The following is a 19,379-nucleotide window of genomic DNA, read 5'->3' on the forward strand; positions in this document are numbered from 1 at the left end:
AGCCCCTTCCCGTCCCGTCCTATAGCTCCGACTTCAGAACGCGCATCGTCTCCGGCGGAATCATGAACGTCTCGGCGTATGCCTTGCGCGCTTCGATGCCGCGAACCCGGACGAGATGCTTGTAGTATTCCAGGTACGGGAACGACTTGCTGCCGGTCACGAACCAGTGCCGGGAGGCGGCCTTCACCCACAGGTCATACGCTTCCTGGTCGAAGTCGACGTAGAGGTACGGCTTGTAATCGACCGCGTCCTCCCAGTTCTCTGCGTAGTAGAGACGCGAAGCGAAGTGGGCCGGCCGCTCGCGCTCCAGCGGCTTCAGACCCGCGTAATAACGCGCGTCGTTCACGATCAGGTGGGTCGTGTTGTGGTCCTTGTGCATGCTGCTTTTAAAATGAGTAATAATGACGTTCGGCCGAACCCGCCGAATGACGTCGCAGACGCGAAGCCGCATGTCTTCGTCGTTGCGCAATTCCCCGTCGGGAACGTCGAAAACGATCGCCTCGCCGCCCAGCAGCTCCGCGAACTCCTCCGCTTCCCGAACCTTCTGCCGCCGGTATTCGCCGACCTCGCGGCCCTCTGGCACGCCCCGCTCCCCCGCCGTCAGCGCCAGCGTGACGATGCGGTCGCCCTTCAGCGAGTGGCTCGCCAGCACTCCGCCCGCCGTCAGCTCCATATCCCCGACATGCCCGCCGATCGCCAATATCGTTTGCTTATGCTCGCTCATCCTAGAAGCTCCTTCCGCAGAACCGCGAATTGTTTGACGGTAGCGAACCCGGCCTTCTCGTAGATCCGCAAAGCCGGATTCGTGCTGCCCGTATACAGCGACATGTACGTCGTTCCGATGTCCTTGAACGCTTCGCACAGCCGGTAGAACAGAATCGTGCCGAGGCCGTGCCCTTCGTGGTCGGGGTGCACCCCGATGCCGGAGAAATAGCCGCGGCCGTTCTCCTGGCGGATGACCGGGCCGGCGAAGCCGACGGCCCGCCCTCCCTTCGACGCGACGACGACGGGCTTCCCTTCCCGGGCGCACGCCGCGATCTCCCTTCGCCACAACGGATTGTTCAATCCGTCCAGCATCTCCTCGATCCCCGAGTGCATCGCCGGATCGTACAGCCCGACCTCGTACCCGCCCGCGGCCGCCTTCGCTTCCTTCGCGGCGGTCTCGGCCGGCAGGGAGAATTCCGCCAGCGGCAAGTACATCGCGTTCTCGCGGGCCCGCTCGACGTAGCCCCGGCCGAGCAGGAACGGATACAGCGGTCCGTCCACCGGTACGCCGGGTGCATTGTTATGCTCGTGCCCGGGCGTATTCGGGATGTACCAGGGGAGCTGCATCGGGTTGAAAAAAAGAACGTCCGCCTGCCGCTTGCCCAGCTCCTTGAAGCGGCGCTCCAGGGCGTCCAGCAGCAGGCCGTACGTCTCCTCGCCGCGAACGTCTTCGGAGGCGACGATGCAGGTGATATAACCCGCGACGTCGCCGAGAGGCAGATCGTCGCCCGCGCAGCCGCACGCGAAGCCCTTCACCCGTCTGTCCGCCAGCAGCACGAACGCGGATTCGGGATCGAAGTACGGGTGATCCAGGATCACGCGGCGGAAGCTCTCCGCCGTCATCTCCTTATAGCCGTCCTTCGTCGCTTCCCCGTTCCATAGCGCGATCGTTCCTTCTATATAAGAGTCGTTCCACGACGCGATCATGCGGCTTCACCTCGAGTCCGATAGTTTGCCGAGGACGACCGGCCGGCTCGCTCCCGTCACCGAAGGAAGGTTGCCCGTCCTGCCGTCCAATGCGCATAACCCAAGCAGCGCGAACGCGACCGCCTCCTTGGCGTCGCTGTGATGGCCGGCCTCCTCCTGCGTCAGGACGCGCACGCCCATCGGCTCCAGCTCCCGCTTCAGCCCGTCCAGCAGCGCCGGGTTGTAGCTCCCCCCGCCGCCGACGATCATCGCCTCCGCCGGATGGCGGGGGAGAACGAAGCGGCGGTACGCATCGCCGATCGACCAGGCCGTCAGCTGCGTCGCCGTCGCGATCAGATCCTCCGGCCTCAGGCCGCGCTCGCGCCCCATGTCCAGCAGCTTGTCGACGTAAGCGGCGCCGAAGAGCTCGCGGCCGGTCGACTTCGGAGGCGGCAGCCGATAGTACGGCTCCTGCTGAAGCGCTTCCAACAACGCTTCGTCCATGCTCCCGCTTCTCGCGATCGCCCCGCCTTCGTCCATCGCCTTGCCCGGGCAGAACCGAGAGACGAGCCCGTCGATGAGCATATTGCCCGGCCCGGTGTCGAAGGCGATCACCTCTTCCGGCGCGCAGCCCGCGGGGAGAACGGTGATGTTGCCGATGCCGCCGATGTTTTGCAGCAGCAGCGTCCTCATCTCCTCCCGGTACAGCAGATACTCCGTGAACGGAACGAGCGGCGCCCCTTGCCCGCCGACCGCCATGTCCGCCGCGCGAAAATCCGTCACGCACGGAATGCCCGTGCGAGCCGCGATGACGGAGCCTTCGCCGATCTGCACCGTGTAGCGCAGCTCGTAGCCTTCGGCGTTCTGCGGCTCCGGCGAATGATAGATCGTCTGCCCGTGCGAGCCGACGACCGCAATGTCCCCGGGCTCGAGTCCGGCCGCCGCGATCGCCGACAGCGCGGCCTCGGCATACAGCTCGCCGAGCAGCGCGTTCATCCGTCCGACCCGGTCGACCGTCGCCTCCCGGGGCTCGAACAGCCGGAAGATCTCTTCCCGGACCGGCGCGGGGTACGGCTTATTTTCAAATGACAGCAATCTTGCCCGAACCCGTCCGCCCTCGTCCTCCGAGATCTCGGCGACCGCCGCGTCGATGCCGTCCACCGACGTGCCGGACATGAGCCCGACAGCATAGCGCCGCCGCCCGCGAGTGTCCTCCGTCGCCGTCTTCATCCCTTCACCGCGCCTACGGTCACGCCTTCGAGGAAGTACCGCTGCAGGCTGAAGAACAGAATGAACATCGGAATCGCGGAGATGGCCGCGCCCGCCATCATCGGGGAGAAGTACGTCGTGTTGGCGAAGCGGAAGTTCTTGAGCCCGACCTGGATCGTCTGCATATCCATCGAGTTCGTGACGAGGAACGGCCAGAAGAACGTGTTCCAGCTGTCCATGAAGGTCAGAATCGCCATGACGGCCAATACCGTCTTGGACAGAGGCGCGATCACCTTGGTGAAGATCTGGAACTGGCTGCATCCCTCCACCTTGGCGCTCTCGATGATCTCGTTCGGGATGGAGCTCATGAACTGCTTCGCAAGGAAAATGTTATATACCGTCACCAGGCCGGGAAGAATCAAGGCGCTGTACGTATTTTCGATGTGGAAGACGTTCACGATCAGAATGTAGAGGGGCACCTGGGTCACCTGGTACGGAATCATCATCGCGCTCAGCAGCAGCGAGAACAGGACGTTGCGTCCCGCGAAGCGGATCTTCGAGAAGGCATAGCCCGCCAGGCTGGCGAAGACGACGTTGGTGACCATGACCGATCCGGCCACGATGATCGAATTGAGCAGCCAGCGATAGGAATGCGGACTGAAGTCGAAGAAGAACTTGTAGGAGGCGAAGGTGAACTTGCCCGGCCACAGCCGATAGCTGGCGGCGCCGGCTTCGATCGGATCGCCGAACGAAGAGATGAGCATGAAGTAGATCGGGAACAGCGTCGCCGCCGCGAATACGAGGAGGACGACCGCGATCGCGGAGTTCCGAGCGACCCGGGCGGCCGGTCTGCCGCCGGAATGTTGTTTGTATAGCGCCATGCCGTTCGCTCCTCCCCTAATATTCGACGTCCTTGCCCAGGAATCGGAATTGGAAATACGAGACGATAGCGATGATAAGCGCGAGCACGAGAGACTGCGCGGCCGCTTCGCCGTATTCGAAGTACTTGAAGGCGTTGTTGAAAATAAGCAGGCCGACCATCGTCGTCGCGTTATCCGGGCCTCCGCCCGTCATCAGGTACGCGTTCTGGAACACCTGGAACGACCCGATGACTCCGGTGACGAGCAGGAACAGCGTCGTCGGCTTCAGGAACGGCAGGACGATGTGCCACAGCTTCTGGAAGAAGGAGGCGCCGTCCAGGTCCGCCGCTTCGTAGTAGCTGTTGTCGATGCCGAGCAGCGCGGCCAGGTAGATGATGATGCTCGTGCCGTGGCTGGACAGCCAGGCCATGAGCACGAGGGAGAACATGGACGTGGCGCTCGAGCCGAGCCAGTTCTGGTTCGGGATGCCGAACACGTCCAGCAGCCGGTTCATGAGGCCGGAGGGCAGCGGATCGTAGATCCACAGCCAGACGACGGACATCGCGACGCCGGAGGCGACGGCCGGCAAGTAATAGATCGCCTTGAAGGCCGTCTGCAGGCGCTTCTTGAACGGCAGGATCAGAATCGCGATCGCGAACGAGATCAGAAGCGAGATCGGCACCGTCAGCGCCGTGTAGACGATCGTATTGCGGATCGACTTCCAGAACAGCGATTCGCCGAACGTGTTCTTGTAGTTGTCGAGGCCGACGTAGACGGAGCCGAGCGGCTTGTATTCCTGGAAGCTGATGAAGAAGGCGCTGACGACCGGATAGGCCGTGAACATCGCGTAGACGAGCAGCGCGACCGCGATGAAGCCGTAGGCCCAAGCCCCGTCCGCATGGAAGATTCTTCGTTTGTTCGTTCTGGCCAGCCGTGCCATAGGGCCTGACTCCTTTCCCCGTTCCGAAGCGGGCTCCGGAGGGCCGCGGGGTGCCGCGGCCGCCCGGAGCCGGCTCTCGTTAATCCGTTACGACGCCGTCCTGGCCGAATTCCTTGATCGCGGCGCTCTTGACCGCCTCGTACATGTCTTCGGGCTTGATCTCGTTCGCGAGCAGCGCCTGAAGCTTCGGAATGATGACTTCGTCCTCCAGCTTGATCGCCTTGGCGCCGAGCTCCGTCGGAATGTCGGGGCGGGCCGGGGCGGCGTGGGACAGAAGCACTTCGACGGCCGCTTGGTTGTCCGGGTTGCGGTTCACCGTCATGCTGGCGGCCGCTTCCTTGCCGGTCTTCGTGATGTGGGCGACGAACAGCTCGTTGTTGGTCTGGGCCGCGATCTTGCCGCTGGCGAGGAAGTAGGCCGCCTTGACGACGTTCGCCTTATGCTCGGCGGTCGGCTCCTTCTTGCCGCGGAACGTGACGTAGCCGTCCACCGCCGGCGTCGATACGGCCGGCTGGCCGAGGAACGAAGGCACGGGCAGGACGATGTAGTCGGCCTTGATGCTGCCTTCCACGGCGCTTCCGTCGTTGGCGTCGATCTTCGAGTTGTTCTTGTTCGCGGAGTTCTCGAACGTCGCCAGCCCCTTGCCGGTGATCATCGTCTGGCCGGTCAGGAACATGTTCCAGCGCTTGCCCGCGTCGATGGAGCTCAGCTCCTTCGGCATCGAGCCGTCGTCGATCAGCTGGCGCACGTCCTTCAGCACTTCCAGGTAGTTCTTGCTCGTATAAGCGTATTTAAGGTCCTTCGTGAACGCCGACGGCATGCCCGCGTTCTTGACGAGGATGTTCAGGTAATCCTTGGACGCGACGCCGGCGGTGGCGAAGACGAACCCGTACCGCTTCGTCTTGTCGCCTTCCTTGACGACGCCCTTCTTGATCGCCTCGCGGAACTCGTCGTAGGTCCAGCCGTTCTTCTGCACGTTCTTCCAGTCGATGCCGGCTTCCTCGAGGAACTGCTTGTTGCCGCCGATCGCGTGGATCTCCATGTAGGCCGGGAAGCCGTACAGACCTTTGCCGTTCTTCATATATTCCAGCGGGGCCGGCTCGTAGTCCGCGATCATCTCCGGCGTCGCCGTGTCGCTGATGTCCATCAGCATGCCCTGCTGCACGTACTTGGAGATGCCGTCGGAGCCGATGAAGGCGATGTCCGGCGGGCTGCCGGCGTTCACCTGGGTGTCGAGCTTCTGCGTCATGTCCTCCCAGCTGGCCGGCTCGATCTTGAGCGTCAGATTCGGATAGAGGGCGTTGAAGTCCTTCGCCATCTGCTCGAAGTTGTCCTGATACGTCGCGGAGACCGGAGGCAGCAGCGCCGTGATCGTGTCCTTGGCGCCGGATTCGCCGGAAGCGCCGGACGAAGCGGGCGCGCTCGCCGAACCGGAGGGGCTCGGGGACGCGTTCTTCTCGTTGTCGCCGCCTCCCGACGAACAGCCGGTCAATGCGGATACGGATAAGGTGAATGCCAGTACGGATGCCAGAGTAAGACGTTTCTTTGCCATTGCCAATCATCCTCCCCTTTGATTGTCCATCTGCCACGGTCTTGCATCTTGCTTCTAGCAATCTTGCCCCTTGCTTCGTGCTTCAAGCTTCTTGCCCCTTGCCCCTTGCCCCTTGCTTCGCACTTCTTGCTTCGCGCTTCGCTTAGACGCGTATCCGGCGCGCTCCCGCCGATCAGACGGAGCCCGCGTAAGCGCGAATCGCCGCCTTCAGGTTGCCGTCATGCCGCGTAAGCGCTTCCTCGGCCGCCGAAGCTTCCAGCCCGGTCCGGATCATCAGAATCGCCAGCTTGGCGCTCATGGATGCCCGGTTCAAGTAGTCGGCCGCCTGTTCCTCGCCCACGCCCGTCGCGGCCTGGATAATTCGGACGGAGCGGTCGTACAGCTTGTTGTTGCTGGCCTTGAGATCGACCATCAGGTTGTCGTACGTCTTGCCGAGCTTCACCATCGTGCCCGTCGTCAGCATGTTGAGCACGAGCTTCTGGGCGGTGCCCGCCTTCAGCCGGGTGGAGCCCATGATCACTTCCGGGCCGACCACGGGGGCGATGCACACATCGCAAAATTCCGATAATTTCGAATTCTTGTTGTTCACGACCCCGATCGTCGCGGCCCCGAGCTCGGAAGCCCTTCGCAGCCCCGCGATGACGAACGCCGCGCTGCCGCTGGCGGAGATCCCGATGACGGCGTCCTTGTCCGTCACCCCGCACCGCTCGATTAAGGCGATCCCCTCCTCCTCGTCGTCTTCGTAGCCTTCGACGGCTACCCTTAGCGCGATGTCCCCGCCGGCGATGTGTCCTTGCACGAGCGACGGATCCACGCCGAAGGTGGGCGGGCATTCCGAGGCGTCGAGAACGCCCAGCCGTCCCGAAGAGCCGGCCCCTATATAAAACATTCTTCCACCGTTCTTCAGCAGCCGGTGCAGAATGTCTACCGCCTTCACGATCTGGGGAATCTCGTCCGCCACCGCCGCCGGAACCTTGGCATCCTCGCGATTCAAGAGCCTCAGCATCTCCTCGGTCGTGCATTCGTCAATCATCCGCGTGTTCGGATTGATCTCTTCCGTCACCAGTCCGGCGAGATATTCGTTCATGTCGTTCCCTTCTCTCCTGCCAAGTTAGTTGTCGGTCGTGCACTCGTCTATCGCGGCCGCTGTGCAACGTCGTCTTGGTTGTTAGGTCCATATTAAGGGGAGATCAACGGATCGTCAATACATTTTGAAATTTAATTTTATTGTGAATATATTTTTTGGAGTAAACATTTATGAAAAGACAATAAAAAACATCGGCCGCTAGCTGACCGATGTTTGCGGTATTTCGCCCAAAACCGCCCCGCTCATATACGGACTTGCGGGCTCGGAATCGCTTATCTTTAGGGGGCGTGCAGCGCAGAGCTTCTTCATTCGCAGCCGGTTCCCGTACCGGTTAGGGGAGGGGGCGCTTAACGGCGGGACGGCTAACGAATCGAGGAGACGCTATTTTGCCCAAAATCGGGGATTTTCGTTTCTAACGAATCGTATAAACGCTATTTCGTGCCGGAAGCCCGTTTTTCCCCCGGATGGCCTTAAATAAGATCGCTGGAGTTCGTTAGAGCTTCAAAATATCGCTTATAACGCGAAATAGCGATTCCTGGGTTCGTTAGAGAACGGGACCTATGAACCGGAACGATGCGATTCGGATCGAAACCCGTGAACTAGACTCCCGAAGCTAGCGAACGGGGCTCGCGGAAGCACGATAATGTCGCTTGCGAACCTACTTGCGGTACTTGCCCGCCAGGACGTTGTGCGTCTTCGTCAGATGCTTCTTCACGTTCTTGTACTCCGCGCTGGCCACTCCGGCGAACAGCATGTCGACGACGGTCAGCATCGCGATGCGCGACCCCATCGCCCCGCTCCGGAACGTCAGCTCCGGCGTCGAGATGCCGAGCACGATGTCCGACTTGTCGGCGAGCTCGCTCTTGTTGTATTTGGTGATGGCGATCGTCACGGCGCGATTCTTCTTCGCGATCTCCAGCGAATCGAGGATGTCCGCCGTGCTTCCGGAATTCGAGACGAAGACGGCGACGTCCCCCTTCCCGAGCAGGGTCGCGGCGGTCAATTGGCTGTGGCCGTCCGTATAGGCGTGGCAGATCTTGTTGATGCGCGTGAACTTCTGCTCGGCGTCCCGGCACACGATCCCGGACGCGCCGACGCCGAACAGCACGAGGCGGTTGCAGGACCGGATCGCTTCCACGGCCCGGGCCACCTCCTTGCGGTCGATGACGCTGAGCGTGTCCTCGATCGACTTGCTGTTGTTCAGCGCGATGTTCGCGATGATGACGGACAGGTCGTCTCCCGGACGAATGTCGGTGTATTGGTCGCGCTCCTCTTCCTCCATCGAGCCGAGCGACGCCGATATGCTGACGATGAAGCTGCGGTAGCCGCTGTAGCCCATCGTCTTGCAGAACCGGAGCACCGAGGCGTCGCTCGTCTTGCTCAGCTGCGCCAGGGCCTTGACCGAGAGGTGCGGCACCTCTTCCACGTTCGCCAGCACGTAGTCCGCCACCAGCTTCTCCACCGGAGTCAAGCTGTCCCTCATGTCCCGGATCTTGATCAGAATGTTGTTATGGATCGCCATCTCGTGCCCCTACTCGTCCTCGTATTTTATTCGCCTTCTCCGCGGATGACTGGTCTGAATAAGCCGTCTCTCTTAGCAAAATCACTTTAATCTTAAGCGCAATTCTCTGAAAACACAAGAAAGCTCTTGATAAATATTGGCAATCGAATCGCAAGAATATGATTATTTATTTTAAAACAATATTATCATCATGAAATTTTATTTTGTAAATTTATTGTTACAATTTTGAAGCCCGTGCTATAATGACGGCATCTGGAAGCGCAAGTCGCGCAATCGCGAGAGGTGGTTAAGACCGATGAAGAAGCTGAAAATCGCGATCGTCGGCTCCGGCAGCACGTATACCCCGGAGCTGATCGAAGGGATCATCAAACGGAAGGACGTTCTCCCTCTGACCGAGCTCGCGCTGATGGATATCGACCGGCGCAAGCTGGACATCGTCGGCGAGCTGGGCGCCCGGATGCTGAAGGCCGCCGGCCTGTCGTGCCGCGTCGTGCTGACGGAGAATCTGGACGAGGCGCTGGAGGGCGCCGACTTCGTGCTGGGGCAGATCCGCGTCGGCAAGCTGCCGGCCCGCGTGCTGGACGAGAAGATTCCGCTTCGCTACGGCCTTATCGGCCAGGAGACGTGCGGAATCGGCGGTTTTTTCAAGGCCATGCGGACCATCCCGGTCATGCTGGACATCGCGAAGCGGATGAAGGAGCTGTGCCCGGACGCTTGGCTGATCAACTTCTCCAACCCGGCCGGCATTCTCACGGAAGCGCTGCTGAACCACTCCGACGTGAAGATGCTCGGATTGTGCAACGTTCCGTACAACATGTTCCGCAGTATCCGGTCCTCTCTCGGCCTCGAGCGGGCGGAGATCACCTACGTCGGGCTTAACCATCTGAGCTGGATCACGGCGATCGAGCAGGACGGGAAGGATTACCTCCAGGGCGCTCTCGCGATGGGACTCAATAGCGAAGCGATGAAGAACATTCCGTCCAGCGGATTTAGCCGGGAGCTGATCCAGACGGTCGGCGCCATCCCGTCCTCTTATCTCGAATACTATTATTTCAAGGAGAAGAAGCTGCGAATCCTTCGGGAGAGCGAGCTGTCCCGCGGGGAGAAGTGCATCCGGATCGAGGAGGAGCTGCTCGGCATCTACGCGGACTCCGAGCTTCACGTCAAGCCGGAGCTGCTGTCGTCCCGCGGCGGGGCCAACTATTCGGAGGTGGCGATCAGCCTGGTCGACGCCATCTACAACGACAAGCAAGAGGTACACGTCGTCAACCTGCTGAACCGCGGGGCGCTGGAGTTCATGGAGGACACCGACGCCGTCGAGATCGGCGCCGTCATCGGCAAGGACGGGGCGAAGCCGATTGCGCTGCCCGGGTTTGCCAACCGGCATATCATCGACTACATGCGCATGGTCAAGGCCTACGAGCGCGAGACCGTCCAGGCGGCCGTCACCGGCAGCGAGGAAGCCGCCATGCGCGCGCTGATGATGAACCCGCTCGTCGGCGACTACGATACGGCGCTCGCCTGCTTCCGGGAGCTGAAGGAAGCCCACAAGGCGTATCTTCCCCAATTCTTCAAGGGCGAGACGAGCCCGGCATGACCGCGTCATCGGCGTCGTATGTCATCGGTGTCGACGGCGGCAACAGCAAAACCGACTACCTTCTGTTCGACGCGGAGGGGAGCTTCGTCGACCATATCCGGTCCGGCACATGCAGCCATGAGCGGTTCCCGGACGGCTACGAGAGCGCGTATCGGATCATGGACGAGCAGATCCGGCGGCTGCTGGAGCGCAACGGGCTGTCGATGGAACAGGTGGCGGCCGGGGCGTTCGGCCTCGCCGGCGCCGACATCGCGTCCCAGAAGCGGAATCTGCGCCGGGTGGTCGAGCGGATCGGGTTCTCGCGGTACGCGGTGGACAACGACTCGTTCCTCGGCATCAAGGCCGGAAGCGAGCAAGGGTTCGGCATCTGCTCCGTGAACGGCTCCGGCACCGTGACCGGCGGCATCTCTCCTGGCGGAGCGAGGCTGCAGGTCGGCGGCGTCGGCAGCGATCTGTCCGGCGACGAAGCCGGAGGCTATTACTTGGCGAGAAGGACGCTTCGCGCCGTGTACGATTCGTTCTACCGGCTGGGCCCGGCCACAAGGCTGGCGGAACCCGTGATGCGGCTGCTCGGCGTTCCTTCGGAGGAGCTGTTCATCGACTTCGCGGTGGAGGGGCTGATCGAGCGGACGCTCCCGACGACCGAGCTCATCCGGCTGCTGCTGGCCGCCGCCGAAGCTGGCGACGCCGCGGCTCTCGGCATCGTCGACCACTCGGCCCGCCAGCTCGCGTTGTCCACGGTCGGCTGCCTGAACGGCCTCGACTTCGGCGACTCCGAGGTCGACGTCGTGCTGGCCGGCTCCGTCTGGGCCAAGGCGGAGAGCCCCGTGCTCGCGGATCTCTACCGCAAGCACGTCGCTTCGCTGACCGGCCGGCGTTGCCGGTTCGTGACGCTGCGCGTGCCCCCGGCGACCGGCGCCGTGCTGTGGGCGCTCGAGCTCGCGCGCGGCCTGCCGGCGGACGCGGACTCGCCCCGCGGGGGCGCCGCTCCCGCTCGATTGCTGGACCCGGCGCTGCGCCGCCGGGTCATCCAGGCCGTCGAGCGGCTCGGTCTGTAAGGCCCGCTTTGCCTATGGCCGTTTCATTTTAAAGCCCATCCCCGGGGATGGGCTTTTCCTTTTGCACGCGCCCCGCAACCCCGCCAATTTACCTCAGCCATTGAGTCACTTTCGCCCACTTCCCCGTTTTCCCGCCAATTTACCTCAGCCATTGAGTCACTTTCGCCCTCTCCCCCGTTTTCCCGCTAATTTACCTCAGCCATTGAGTCACTTTCGCCCTCTCCCCCCCGTTTTCCCGCTCAAGTGTCTCAGCCAATGGGACTAACGTGGAGACTGAGAGGAGAGGATGAGGCGAAGTTACTGATAAAAAGGCACTAACGGAAGACGGTAAGCCGGGGCTGTCGCGGGGTTGCTGATTTAGAAGGCAATAAAAGGCCGCCCTAATCGAGAATCCCTTTTCCCGCAGCCTCGGCAAGTCGGATTCTTCCACTCGCTCCCCCGCCGAAGCGTATAACCACTCTCCAATCCCATCCCCAAGATCGCCGCTTGCCGGTCCTCGCCCTCCCATCCTCCTTCCCGAACTGCGCTATAATAGGATTCGAACGCATGTCCACCCTAGCCAAGAGGAGGAGATTCGCCATCATGGAATACACCTATCTGGGCCGGACCGGCCTGCAGGTGTCCCGCCTGTGTCTCGGCACGATGACGTACGGGGACTGGGACCTCGACGAACGGACGTCGCTGTCGATCATCGGCCGGGTGCTCGACTCCGGCATCAACTTCCTGGATACCGCCGACACCTACGGGAAAGGAACGAGCGAAGAGATCATCGGCAAAGCGATCCAAGGCCGCAGGGACCGCGTCATTATCGCCACGAAGTTCAAGGTCCGCACCGCGGAAGGCCCGAACGGCGAAGGCGCCAGCCGCTATCGCATTATGCGGCAGGTCGAAGCCAGCCTCAAGCGGCTGAACACCGACTACATCGACCTGTACCAGGTGCACCGGCCGGACCCGTACACGCCGCTGGACGAGACGCTGCGGGCGCTGGACGACCTGGTGACCCAAGGCAAGGTCCGCTACATCGGCTGCTCCAACTTCGAGGCGTGGCGAATCGTCGAGTCCCTCTGGGTCAGCGACCGGATGAACCTGGAGCGGTTCGTCTCGAACCAGCCGAGCTACAATATTTTCAACCGGTACATCGAACAAGAGATTCTTCCCGCGTGCGACCGGCACGGTCTGGCCACGCTCGCGTACTCGCCGCTGGACGGCGGCTGGCTGTCGGGCAAGTATCGGGTCGGGCGTCCCCTTCCGGACAACTCCCGCGGAGAGCGCATGGACGTCGATTCCGAAGCGAACAAGGCGAAGCTGGAGAAGGTAGAACGGCTCGCGGAGTGGGCGGAATCGCGCGGGATGACGCTCGGGCAGTTCGCCTTGGCCTGGCTGCTGCGGAAGAACGTCATTCCGATCGTCGGCATCCGCAGCGAGGCGCAGCTGGAATCGAATCTTCAAGCGCTCGAGGCGAAGCTGACGGACGAGGATCTTCGGCAGGTCGACCTCGTGTCCCCGAGTCCTTACCGGGACTTCTCGCAGGACGGCAGCTTCTGGTTCCAGGAGCCCCGCGCCTATCGATTCAAATAGCCGGCGATCTTCGCAACAAAAAAAAGAGCCCGATGTCCCTACCCAGGGATCATGGGGCTCTTCTCCTTCTTCCTGCATTCGCCCTAAACCAGCCGTCGCCGGTACCACTTCTCCCCGCGGAAGCGCCAGAGGAAGATCAGCCCGCGCACGCCCCACTCGCAGTTCATCGCCAGCCAGACGCCGACGATTCCGAAGTCCAGCACGATGCCCAGAATGTAGCCGAGCACGATCCGGAACAGCCACATCGACAGCATCGACATGACGGACGTGAACTTCGAGTCGCCCGCCGCGCGAAGCGCCGACGGCAGCAGGAAGCTGACGGCCCAGAGCGGAATCTGGGCGATCGCGTTAATAAGCGTCACCGTGAAGATGTCGTCCACGATCTCGGCCGGCGGATGGAACAAGCCGACGATGGGCTTGAACAGCGGCATAAGAACGAGCAGCATCGCCGTGAAAAACAGCGAAGAAGTCCACAGGAACGACTTCGTGAACTTGCGGGCGTCGGCGACGTTCCGGCTTCCCATGCACTGCCCGACGACGGTGATCGTCACGATCGACAGCGCGTTGGACGGGATCTGGAACACGCCGGCCAGCGAGGAGCAGATCGCGTTCGTCGCGATCGCGTTCGTGCCCATGCTGACGATGAACACCTGGGTCAGCAGCTTGCCCCCGTTGAAGAACATCTGCTCGGCCGCGAACGGGAGTCCGATCGACAGGATCTTCCGGAACATCGCCAGATTGACGTAGAACGCGTCCCGAATTCGGAAGCGCAGGCTCGCGTCCATTCGCACCAGGTACAGGATCGCGCAGACCGCCGCCGCATAGCGGGAGACGTTCACGGCGATCGACATCCCGAGAACGCCCATATGCAGCAGGTTGATGAACACGACGTTCAGCGCCACGTAAGTGAGGTTCATGATCAAGGACAGCGCCAGCGACGCGCGCGACTTCCCGATTCCGCGCAGCGCTCCGCACACCGCCTCCACGATCGCGATCCCGGCATAGGACGCGCAGCTTCCGATGAAGTACGTCCGGCCATTGGCGAGAACGTCCGGAGCCGCCGAACCGAACAGCAGATTCAAGGTCGGTCCGTGGAACGCGATCATAAGCAGGCTGATGGCGGCGGCGAACAGGAAGACGGAAGACACCGTGCTGGCGGCCGCCTTCGACACCATCTGCGGATTGCCGCTGCCCTTGTACTGCGCGACCAAGACCGTCCCCCCGGTGGAGATGGCCACGAACACGCTGATCAGAAAAATATTAAGAGAGTCGACCATATTCACGGCGCCGACCGCGGCCACTCCCGACGAGCTGATCATGGCGGTGTTCAGCAGGTTCAGACCGACGATGAACGCCTGGTCGATCAGAATCGGCAGGAATAACGCCACGATCTGCCGGTAATCGGTCGATTCTCCGGACAAGTATTTGTCCAGGAACGCTTGCTTGCGGCTTAACCCTTTGGACGGAACCACATCATCACATTCTCTTCTCTGAAAGTTAAAGAACTCTTCCGTAAGAAGAGCTCTGCTAGTTGTCTTATGAAGGTGCGGCCAATCGCGAAGAAGCCCGTTGACTTCGGGTTAGATACTATCACCGGGGTGAGGGGCTGTCAACGCCGGTTAGAAGGCGGAATTCGCCGATACGCGGCCGGAGCCGGGCCCTCCCGCGGATAGCTCCGGATAAGGCGGGATTGCTCGAAGATCCTCGGAATGGGGAAAAGAGCGCAAAAAAACATGGGAATGCCGCAAGCATCCCCATGCTTCCTTGTCAGTCCCCGAGCGGACGGACGACGAGGCTCTCCACGCGAACGTCCCCATGCCCGCCCTCGAGCCGGATCGCGTTCGTCTCTCCCGGGCGCAGGGGCACCGTCAGCGTCGTCCAGCCTTCGAAGGCGGAAGCGCTTCCGGTCGAGAGCGCGTTCAGCAGCGAATAATCGCGGCCGTTGACGATAAGCCGAAGCTTGGCGAGGCGTTCCGCCGTCGCGTAGCGCACGGCGATCGCCGCCCGTCCGCCCGCTCCGCCGTCTACCCGGCCGAACCGGCAATACGCGCCCGCCCCGGACAGCCGGCCGGCGATGCCGGTCTCGTCGACCTCCGCGCCGCCGCCGACCTCCGCTTCCGAAGCCGGATACGTCCTCTCGCCGAGGTCCGGTTCCGGGGGCGATCCGACCGGTCTCACGCCCTCCTTCGTCTGGACGACGGTCCGGATCGAGCCGTCCTCCTCGAAGTCCAGGTAATCGATGCACACGCTTCGCAGGTTGCCTTGATCCGAGATCGCCTGGTTATGGTAGAACAGATACCATTGCCCTCTGAATTCCGCGACGGAGCCGTGGGTCGTCGAGCAGCCGGTCGGCTCGAGGAAGATGCCCCGGTACGTCCACGGGCCGAGCGGATGCTCGCCGGTCGCGTACCTCATCCGGTTGTTCTCTTCGAGGTTGTCCGCGTAGGTCAAGTAGTAGAGGCCGTTCCGCTTGAACACCCAGGCCGCTTCGTGGAAGTCCTCGAGACCTTCCATCTCCCGCATGGCGCCCTTGATCGACATCATGTCCTCGCCGAGCTCGCCGCCTTCGCAGCGGCCGCCTCCTCCGTAGTACATGTAGGCTCGTCCGTCGTCGTCGACGAACACGCACGGGTCGATCATCGCGAAGCCGCCGAGCCCCTCGATGTAGCCCCGGTCGACGAAGCCGGAAGCGGGCTTGTCGCTCGTCGCGACCCCGATCTTCCACGTGTCGTTCCAATCGGAGCCGCTCGGATGCGGATAATAGAAGTAGTAGGTGCCGTTCTTGTACGCGCAGTCGGGCGCCCACATGAAGCCGCCCTCCGGCCGGCCCCATGCCACGTCGTCCGAGCGAAGGATCTCTCCTTCGTCCGTCCAATGCACCATGTCGGTTGAAGAGAACACGTGGTACCGGTCCATCAAGTCGCAGCCGCGGGCCGGGTCCATGTCGTGGGAGGCGTACACGTAGACCTTCCCGTCTTCCCATACATGGGCGGACGGGTCGGCCGTATAAATCGAAGTCATAACGGGGTTGCCGGAAGCCGTCTTCCGCTTGCCGGCGGGGATGCCCGGATCGCTCATCGCCAAGTTCCTCCTGTGCTCCTTGAATCGAGATGCAGAGCGGCGGCGCGCCAGCTCCGCCCGCTTCAAGCATACCCCGACCGGCCAAGAGGCTGCCATGAGGCGATATTAAACAATCCAGGCGAATCGATAACTTCGTCTACTCCGGCCGGTCGAGCGTGAAGATCTCGCCGAGCTTCGCGTAGTTGTTGCCGGCGAGCCGGCTGACCGGCCGCAGCTTCAAGGCGTCGATTCGGCCGTTGTGCAGCAGCTCGTCCGCGACGTGGAAGCAGACGACCCGGCCGATCAGCAGATCGCATTGCGGCGTCCCCTCCGTTCCTCCGAGCGGAAGGCTTCGCTCCAGCACGCATTCCATTCGCACCTTGGCCTCCGCGACGCCGGGCACGGGAATCTTCTCGCTCGGCACCTGCGTCAACCCGGCTGCCGGAAGCTCGCTCTCGTCGGGAGGTAGGGGCGCCGCGGCCTCGTTCGCCGCCCCGACGTTCGACTCGTCGGCGATGTGAACGACGAAGCTTCCCGCCGACATCGCGTTGCGCGAGGTGTCCTTCGGAACGCCGTTCTTGCGCTGCACCGCCACCGAGATCATCGGAGGATTCGAACAGACGATGTTGAAGTAGCTGAACGGAGCCGCGTTCACGACGCCTTCCTCGGACAGGGTCGTCACGAGCGCGATCGGCCGCGGCAGAATGCTTCCGATCAGCAGCTTGTAGTTGTCACTCTCGCTCTGGTTCGATGGATCGATAACGGCCATGTCTGCCCCTCCATTTTTTTCCGACTCTGTCCGGTTCGAACTTAACGATTCGCGGGCCGCGGGTTACGCTTCCGCCTTCTGGATCTTGGAGGGGTTGTTGATCTTGTAGGGCACCGGATGCTTCGTCAGCTTCTTGGCGATGACCTTCGCTTCGAACGCGATCGCGTCCCCGACGGCCAGCTCCAGCTTCTTCAAGGTGGCGCTGTAGCTGGACCAGGCGTCGCCGAGCTCGATCGGCTCCGGCTCCAGGATAGTCGCCGCTTCGTAGATGACGACCTCGTCGTCGTTGTCGGAGAAGTGGTTCGGCACCGTCGTGAACTCTTTGACGGTCGCGGTCATCTTCACCTTTTCCTCCGGGAGCTCGATCTTCTTGGACTTGCCCTTCGCGGCCTTGGGCTTCTCCGGTTCCGCCGCCTTCGGCTTGGGCTCGGCTTCCGGCTTCGCCTCCGCCGGCTCGGGCGCCGCCGCGGGCTCCTCGTCCGGGACGACCGCCGCCGCCGGAGTCTCCTCGTCCGCCGGGACCGGCGCCGCGACTTCGGCTTCGTCCGGAGCCGCCGCTTCCTCCTCGGAATCCGCCCGGGCCCCGTATCTCTGCCCGTAAGTCGAAGCCTGCATCTCCTTCAGATAGGAAGGATGGATGCAGTGCTGCCGCTTGTTGTCGAATTCGATGACGGCGGTCATCCGGTCGACGTACCCGATAATGCGGCAGGGCTCGTTCAGGCCGTTGCCCTTGTAGTAGAACGTCTTGGTCTTGGTCGCCTTCTCCGACAGCAGGCCCCATTCCTTGCACTTCTCCAGCTGCTCCGTCTCGTTATCGAATTCGATAAAGAGCGGAGGAGGTTCGATGACGAACGAATACGCCATGGTACGATTCCGCCTTTCTATCCTCATATAGCACCAGTTTACCACTTTTTGCGGCGGACAAGCGTTCGGGCTTCCGCTTATTTTGCCGAAGGATGCTCATCGAGAGAGAGACGACCGGCAATGGCGGAGATAGACCGGCCGATTCAATATCCGCTTCAGAAAATCCCGAGCAGAGCGTCCAGCGAATAATCGCCCGCGCCGGACAGGGCGATGCCGACCGCCGCCGCGATCAGCACGGCGGCCAGCGGCGTGAACAGCCCGACCGCGAACCAGGCGCCGCCGAGCAGCTCCGCCAATCCGGCCAGCATTTTATCAGGGTACAAATCTTAAAATTAAGATATGCAGCGCGTGAATTCTATACGAGCTGCGCCGGAGGCGATACCTCCGAATTTTACCTCTTCCGAACGAGCGGGTATCCCGGAGCGGTCGGAACCTGGATCAAGACGAGGCGCAACGGGTCTTCGCCGGCGTTCGCGATCTCCGCTTCCGAATCCGATATGGCGGTAGCGACGATGAAGTCCTTCTGGCGGAAAGCGGCCGAAGGCATCCCGGAACCGGCTTCGCCCCACGTTCCCCGCCCTTGCACGGCTACCGCCGTCAGCGCATCTCCGTTCGCGACCGGATGCCGATAGACGGCGCCGGCCGGAATCTCGACGTCCCACATCCGCACGTCCGCGACCAGCTCGACGGGAGCGCCGTCTCCGATCACCGTCTTGACGCGATTGCCCGCCTCGTCGACGGCTTCCGGGAAATCCTCGTGCTCGTATTGCCGGTAAGTCGGCTGCCGCTTCACCGCTTCCAGATACTCGGGCTCGAACCAGATCTGGAACATCTCCGTCCCGGCGCTCAGATGCTCTTGATGGCTGACTCCCGAGCCGGTCTGCATCACTTGCGCCCCTCCGGCGCCTACCGTGCTGGACGTCCCGAGCGTATCGCCGTGATGGGAATGACCTTCGAGCACGTAGGTCATAATCTCGAACGCCTGATGGGGGTGCAGGCCGATATGGGCCTCCTCGCTCGCCGAAGCCCAAGCCCAATAGAACAGCGGGCCCACCCGCTTGATCACCGAGCCTTCGCCGGAGAACCCGATCGGCTTGCGCTCCTTGATCTTCCCGCCGTCGAACTCGCCCGCCCCCTGCATCGCGGGGGTGTATACCATGGCTTGCATGCGGAACACTCTCCTTTAGGAAGCGGATCTGTCGCCGTTTAATGGCAGCGCCCGCCTGTTATCTCGAAATTTATTATCTTTAATTTGAGATAAATATATACCATGATTACATCTTTGTCAACGGGAACTTCACGTATTTCTGCATTGGCCCCATTCACATTCGGAATCTGTGCCGCATGTTCAAGTCCATATCCTCATATAGCTCGAACCATGCAGAATCCGCATGCAAAACTTCAGCAACTCGCGGAGACCATCGACTCCCATTGCCGGCAATTGCCGTAACGGCGAGAGACCCTGGCCTTGTATGCCGGGGTCTCTCGCGTTTACCTTCATGCCGATACGGAAAACGTTTTACATCCAGGCCGAACGAAACGCTTCGCCATGGACCCTCTCCATCTCTTCATCTCTCCATCTCTCCGTCTCTCCATCAAGCCCTCATTCGGC

The 19,379-nt window shown here is 61.9% G+C and carries 16 protein-coding genes and 1 pseudogene; 3 read left to right on the forward strand and 14 right to left on the reverse strand.

What is annotated here, in order from left to right; all coding sequences use genetic code 11:
- Positions 1 to 19 precede the first annotated feature (19 nt).
- The 8 genes from H7B90_RS24905 to H7B90_RS24940 all read right to left on the reverse strand — a co-directional run bounded on the left by H7B90_RS24905 (position 20) and on the right by H7B90_RS24940 (position 8,841).
- Complete coding sequence (locus H7B90_RS24905; protein WP_185138607.1) at positions 20 to 724, reverse strand: PIG-L deacetylase family protein; 705 nt, start codon at positions 722 to 724, stop codon at positions 20 to 22.
- The gene (locus tag H7B90_RS24910) at positions 721 to 1,692 is read right to left on the reverse strand and encodes a GNAT family N-acetyltransferase (RefSeq protein WP_185138608.1); all 972 of its coding nucleotides are present in this window, start codon (positions 1,690 to 1,692) and stop codon (positions 721 to 723) included. The genes H7B90_RS24905 and H7B90_RS24910 overlap by 4 nt, the downstream gene beginning before the upstream one ends.
- Positions 1,693 to 1,698: 6 nt before the next feature.
- A complete protein-coding gene (locus tag H7B90_RS24915; RefSeq protein ID WP_185138609.1) occupies positions 1,699 to 2,901 on the reverse strand; it encodes an anhydro-N-acetylmuramic acid kinase in 1,203 nt (400 codons plus the stop codon).
- Complete coding sequence (locus tag H7B90_RS24920; protein ID WP_185138610.1) at positions 2,898 to 3,761, reverse strand: carbohydrate ABC transporter permease; 864 nt, start codon at positions 3,759 to 3,761, stop codon at positions 2,898 to 2,900. The genes H7B90_RS24915 and H7B90_RS24920 overlap by 4 nt, the downstream gene beginning before the upstream one ends.
- Positions 3,762 to 3,777: 16 nt before the next feature.
- Positions 3,778 to 4,680: a carbohydrate ABC transporter permease gene (locus H7B90_RS24925; RefSeq protein ID WP_185138611.1), complete on the reverse strand. Its 903-nt coding sequence runs from the start codon at positions 4,678 to 4,680 to the stop codon at positions 3,778 to 3,780.
- A 79-nt stretch (positions 4,681 to 4,759) separates the two neighbouring features.
- Positions 4,760 to 6,232: an ABC transporter substrate-binding protein gene (locus tag H7B90_RS24930; protein ID WP_185138612.1), complete on the reverse strand. Its 1,473-nt coding sequence runs from the start codon at positions 6,230 to 6,232 to the stop codon at positions 4,760 to 4,762.
- 172 nt (positions 6,233 to 6,404) lie between these two features.
- Positions 6,405 to 7,319, reverse strand: a complete 915-nt coding sequence (murQ, locus tag H7B90_RS24935) for an N-acetylmuramic acid 6-phosphate etherase (RefSeq protein WP_185138613.1) — start codon at positions 7,317 to 7,319, stop codon at positions 6,405 to 6,407.
- Between the two features lie 658 nt (positions 7,320 to 7,977).
- Positions 7,978 to 8,841: a MurR/RpiR family transcriptional regulator gene (locus H7B90_RS24940; protein ID WP_185138614.1), complete on the reverse strand. Its 864-nt coding sequence runs from the start codon at positions 8,839 to 8,841 to the stop codon at positions 7,978 to 7,980.
- Positions 8,842 to 9,136: 295 nt separating this feature from the next.
- Between H7B90_RS24940 and H7B90_RS24945 the strand changes: the two genes are divergently transcribed.
- The 3 genes from H7B90_RS24945 to H7B90_RS24955 all read left to right on the forward strand — a co-directional run bounded on the left by H7B90_RS24945 (position 9,137) and on the right by H7B90_RS24955 (position 13,074).
- Complete coding sequence (locus tag H7B90_RS24945) at positions 9,137 to 10,438, forward strand: 6-phospho-beta-glucosidase (protein WP_185138615.1); 1,302 nt, start codon at positions 9,137 to 9,139, stop codon at positions 10,436 to 10,438.
- Positions 10,435 to 11,496, forward strand: a complete 1,062-nt coding sequence (locus tag H7B90_RS24950) for a BadF/BadG/BcrA/BcrD ATPase family protein (protein WP_185138616.1) — start codon at positions 10,435 to 10,437, stop codon at positions 11,494 to 11,496. Before H7B90_RS24945 ends, H7B90_RS24950 begins: the two co-directional genes overlap by 4 nt.
- Positions 11,497 to 12,078: 582 nt before the next feature.
- Positions 12,079 to 13,074 (forward strand): aldo/keto reductase, encoded by a 996-nt coding sequence (locus tag H7B90_RS24955; RefSeq protein ID WP_185138617.1) that lies wholly within the window; start codon positions 12,079 to 12,081, stop codon positions 13,072 to 13,074.
- An 83-nt stretch (positions 13,075 to 13,157) separates the two neighbouring features.
- Here the strand turns inward: H7B90_RS24955 and H7B90_RS24960 are convergent, their stop codons facing one another.
- The 6 genes and pseudogenes from H7B90_RS24960 to H7B90_RS24985 form a co-directional block, all read right to left on the reverse strand.
- The gene (locus H7B90_RS24960; RefSeq protein ID WP_185138618.1) at positions 13,158 to 14,546 is read right to left on the reverse strand and encodes an MATE family efflux transporter; all 1,389 of its coding nucleotides are present in this window, start codon (positions 14,544 to 14,546) and stop codon (positions 13,158 to 13,160) included.
- A gap of 295 nt (positions 14,547 to 14,841) precedes the next feature.
- Positions 14,842 to 16,152 carry a family 43 glycosylhydrolase gene (locus H7B90_RS24965; protein ID WP_185138619.1) on the reverse strand — a complete coding sequence of 437 codons (1,311 nt, stop codon included), beginning with the start codon at positions 16,150 to 16,152 and terminating at the stop codon, positions 14,842 to 14,844.
- Positions 16,153 to 16,291: 139 nt separating this feature from the next.
- On the reverse strand, positions 16,292 to 16,903 hold the full coding sequence (locus tag H7B90_RS24970; RefSeq protein ID WP_185138620.1) for a flavin reductase family protein: 612 nt from the start codon (positions 16,901 to 16,903) through the stop codon (positions 16,292 to 16,294).
- Positions 16,904 to 16,966: 63 nt separating this feature from the next.
- Entirely contained in the window at positions 16,967 to 17,767 is an 801-nt protein-coding gene (locus H7B90_RS24975; RefSeq protein WP_185138621.1) for a hypothetical protein, read from the reverse strand.
- A 155-nt stretch (positions 17,768 to 17,922) separates the two neighbouring features.
- Positions 17,923 to 18,069, reverse strand: a pseudogene (locus H7B90_RS24980) (oxidoreductase); the annotation flags it as partial.
- Between the two features lie 89 nt (positions 18,070 to 18,158).
- On the reverse strand, positions 18,159 to 18,935 hold the full coding sequence (locus H7B90_RS24985) for a pirin family protein (protein ID WP_185138622.1): 777 nt from the start codon (positions 18,933 to 18,935) through the stop codon (positions 18,159 to 18,161).
- Positions 18,936 to 19,379: the final 444 nt, after the last annotated feature.

This window comes from Cohnella xylanilytica (assembly GCF_014212175.1).
GTDB lineage: Bacteria > Bacillota > Bacilli > Paenibacillales > Paenibacillaceae > Cohnella > Cohnella xylanilytica.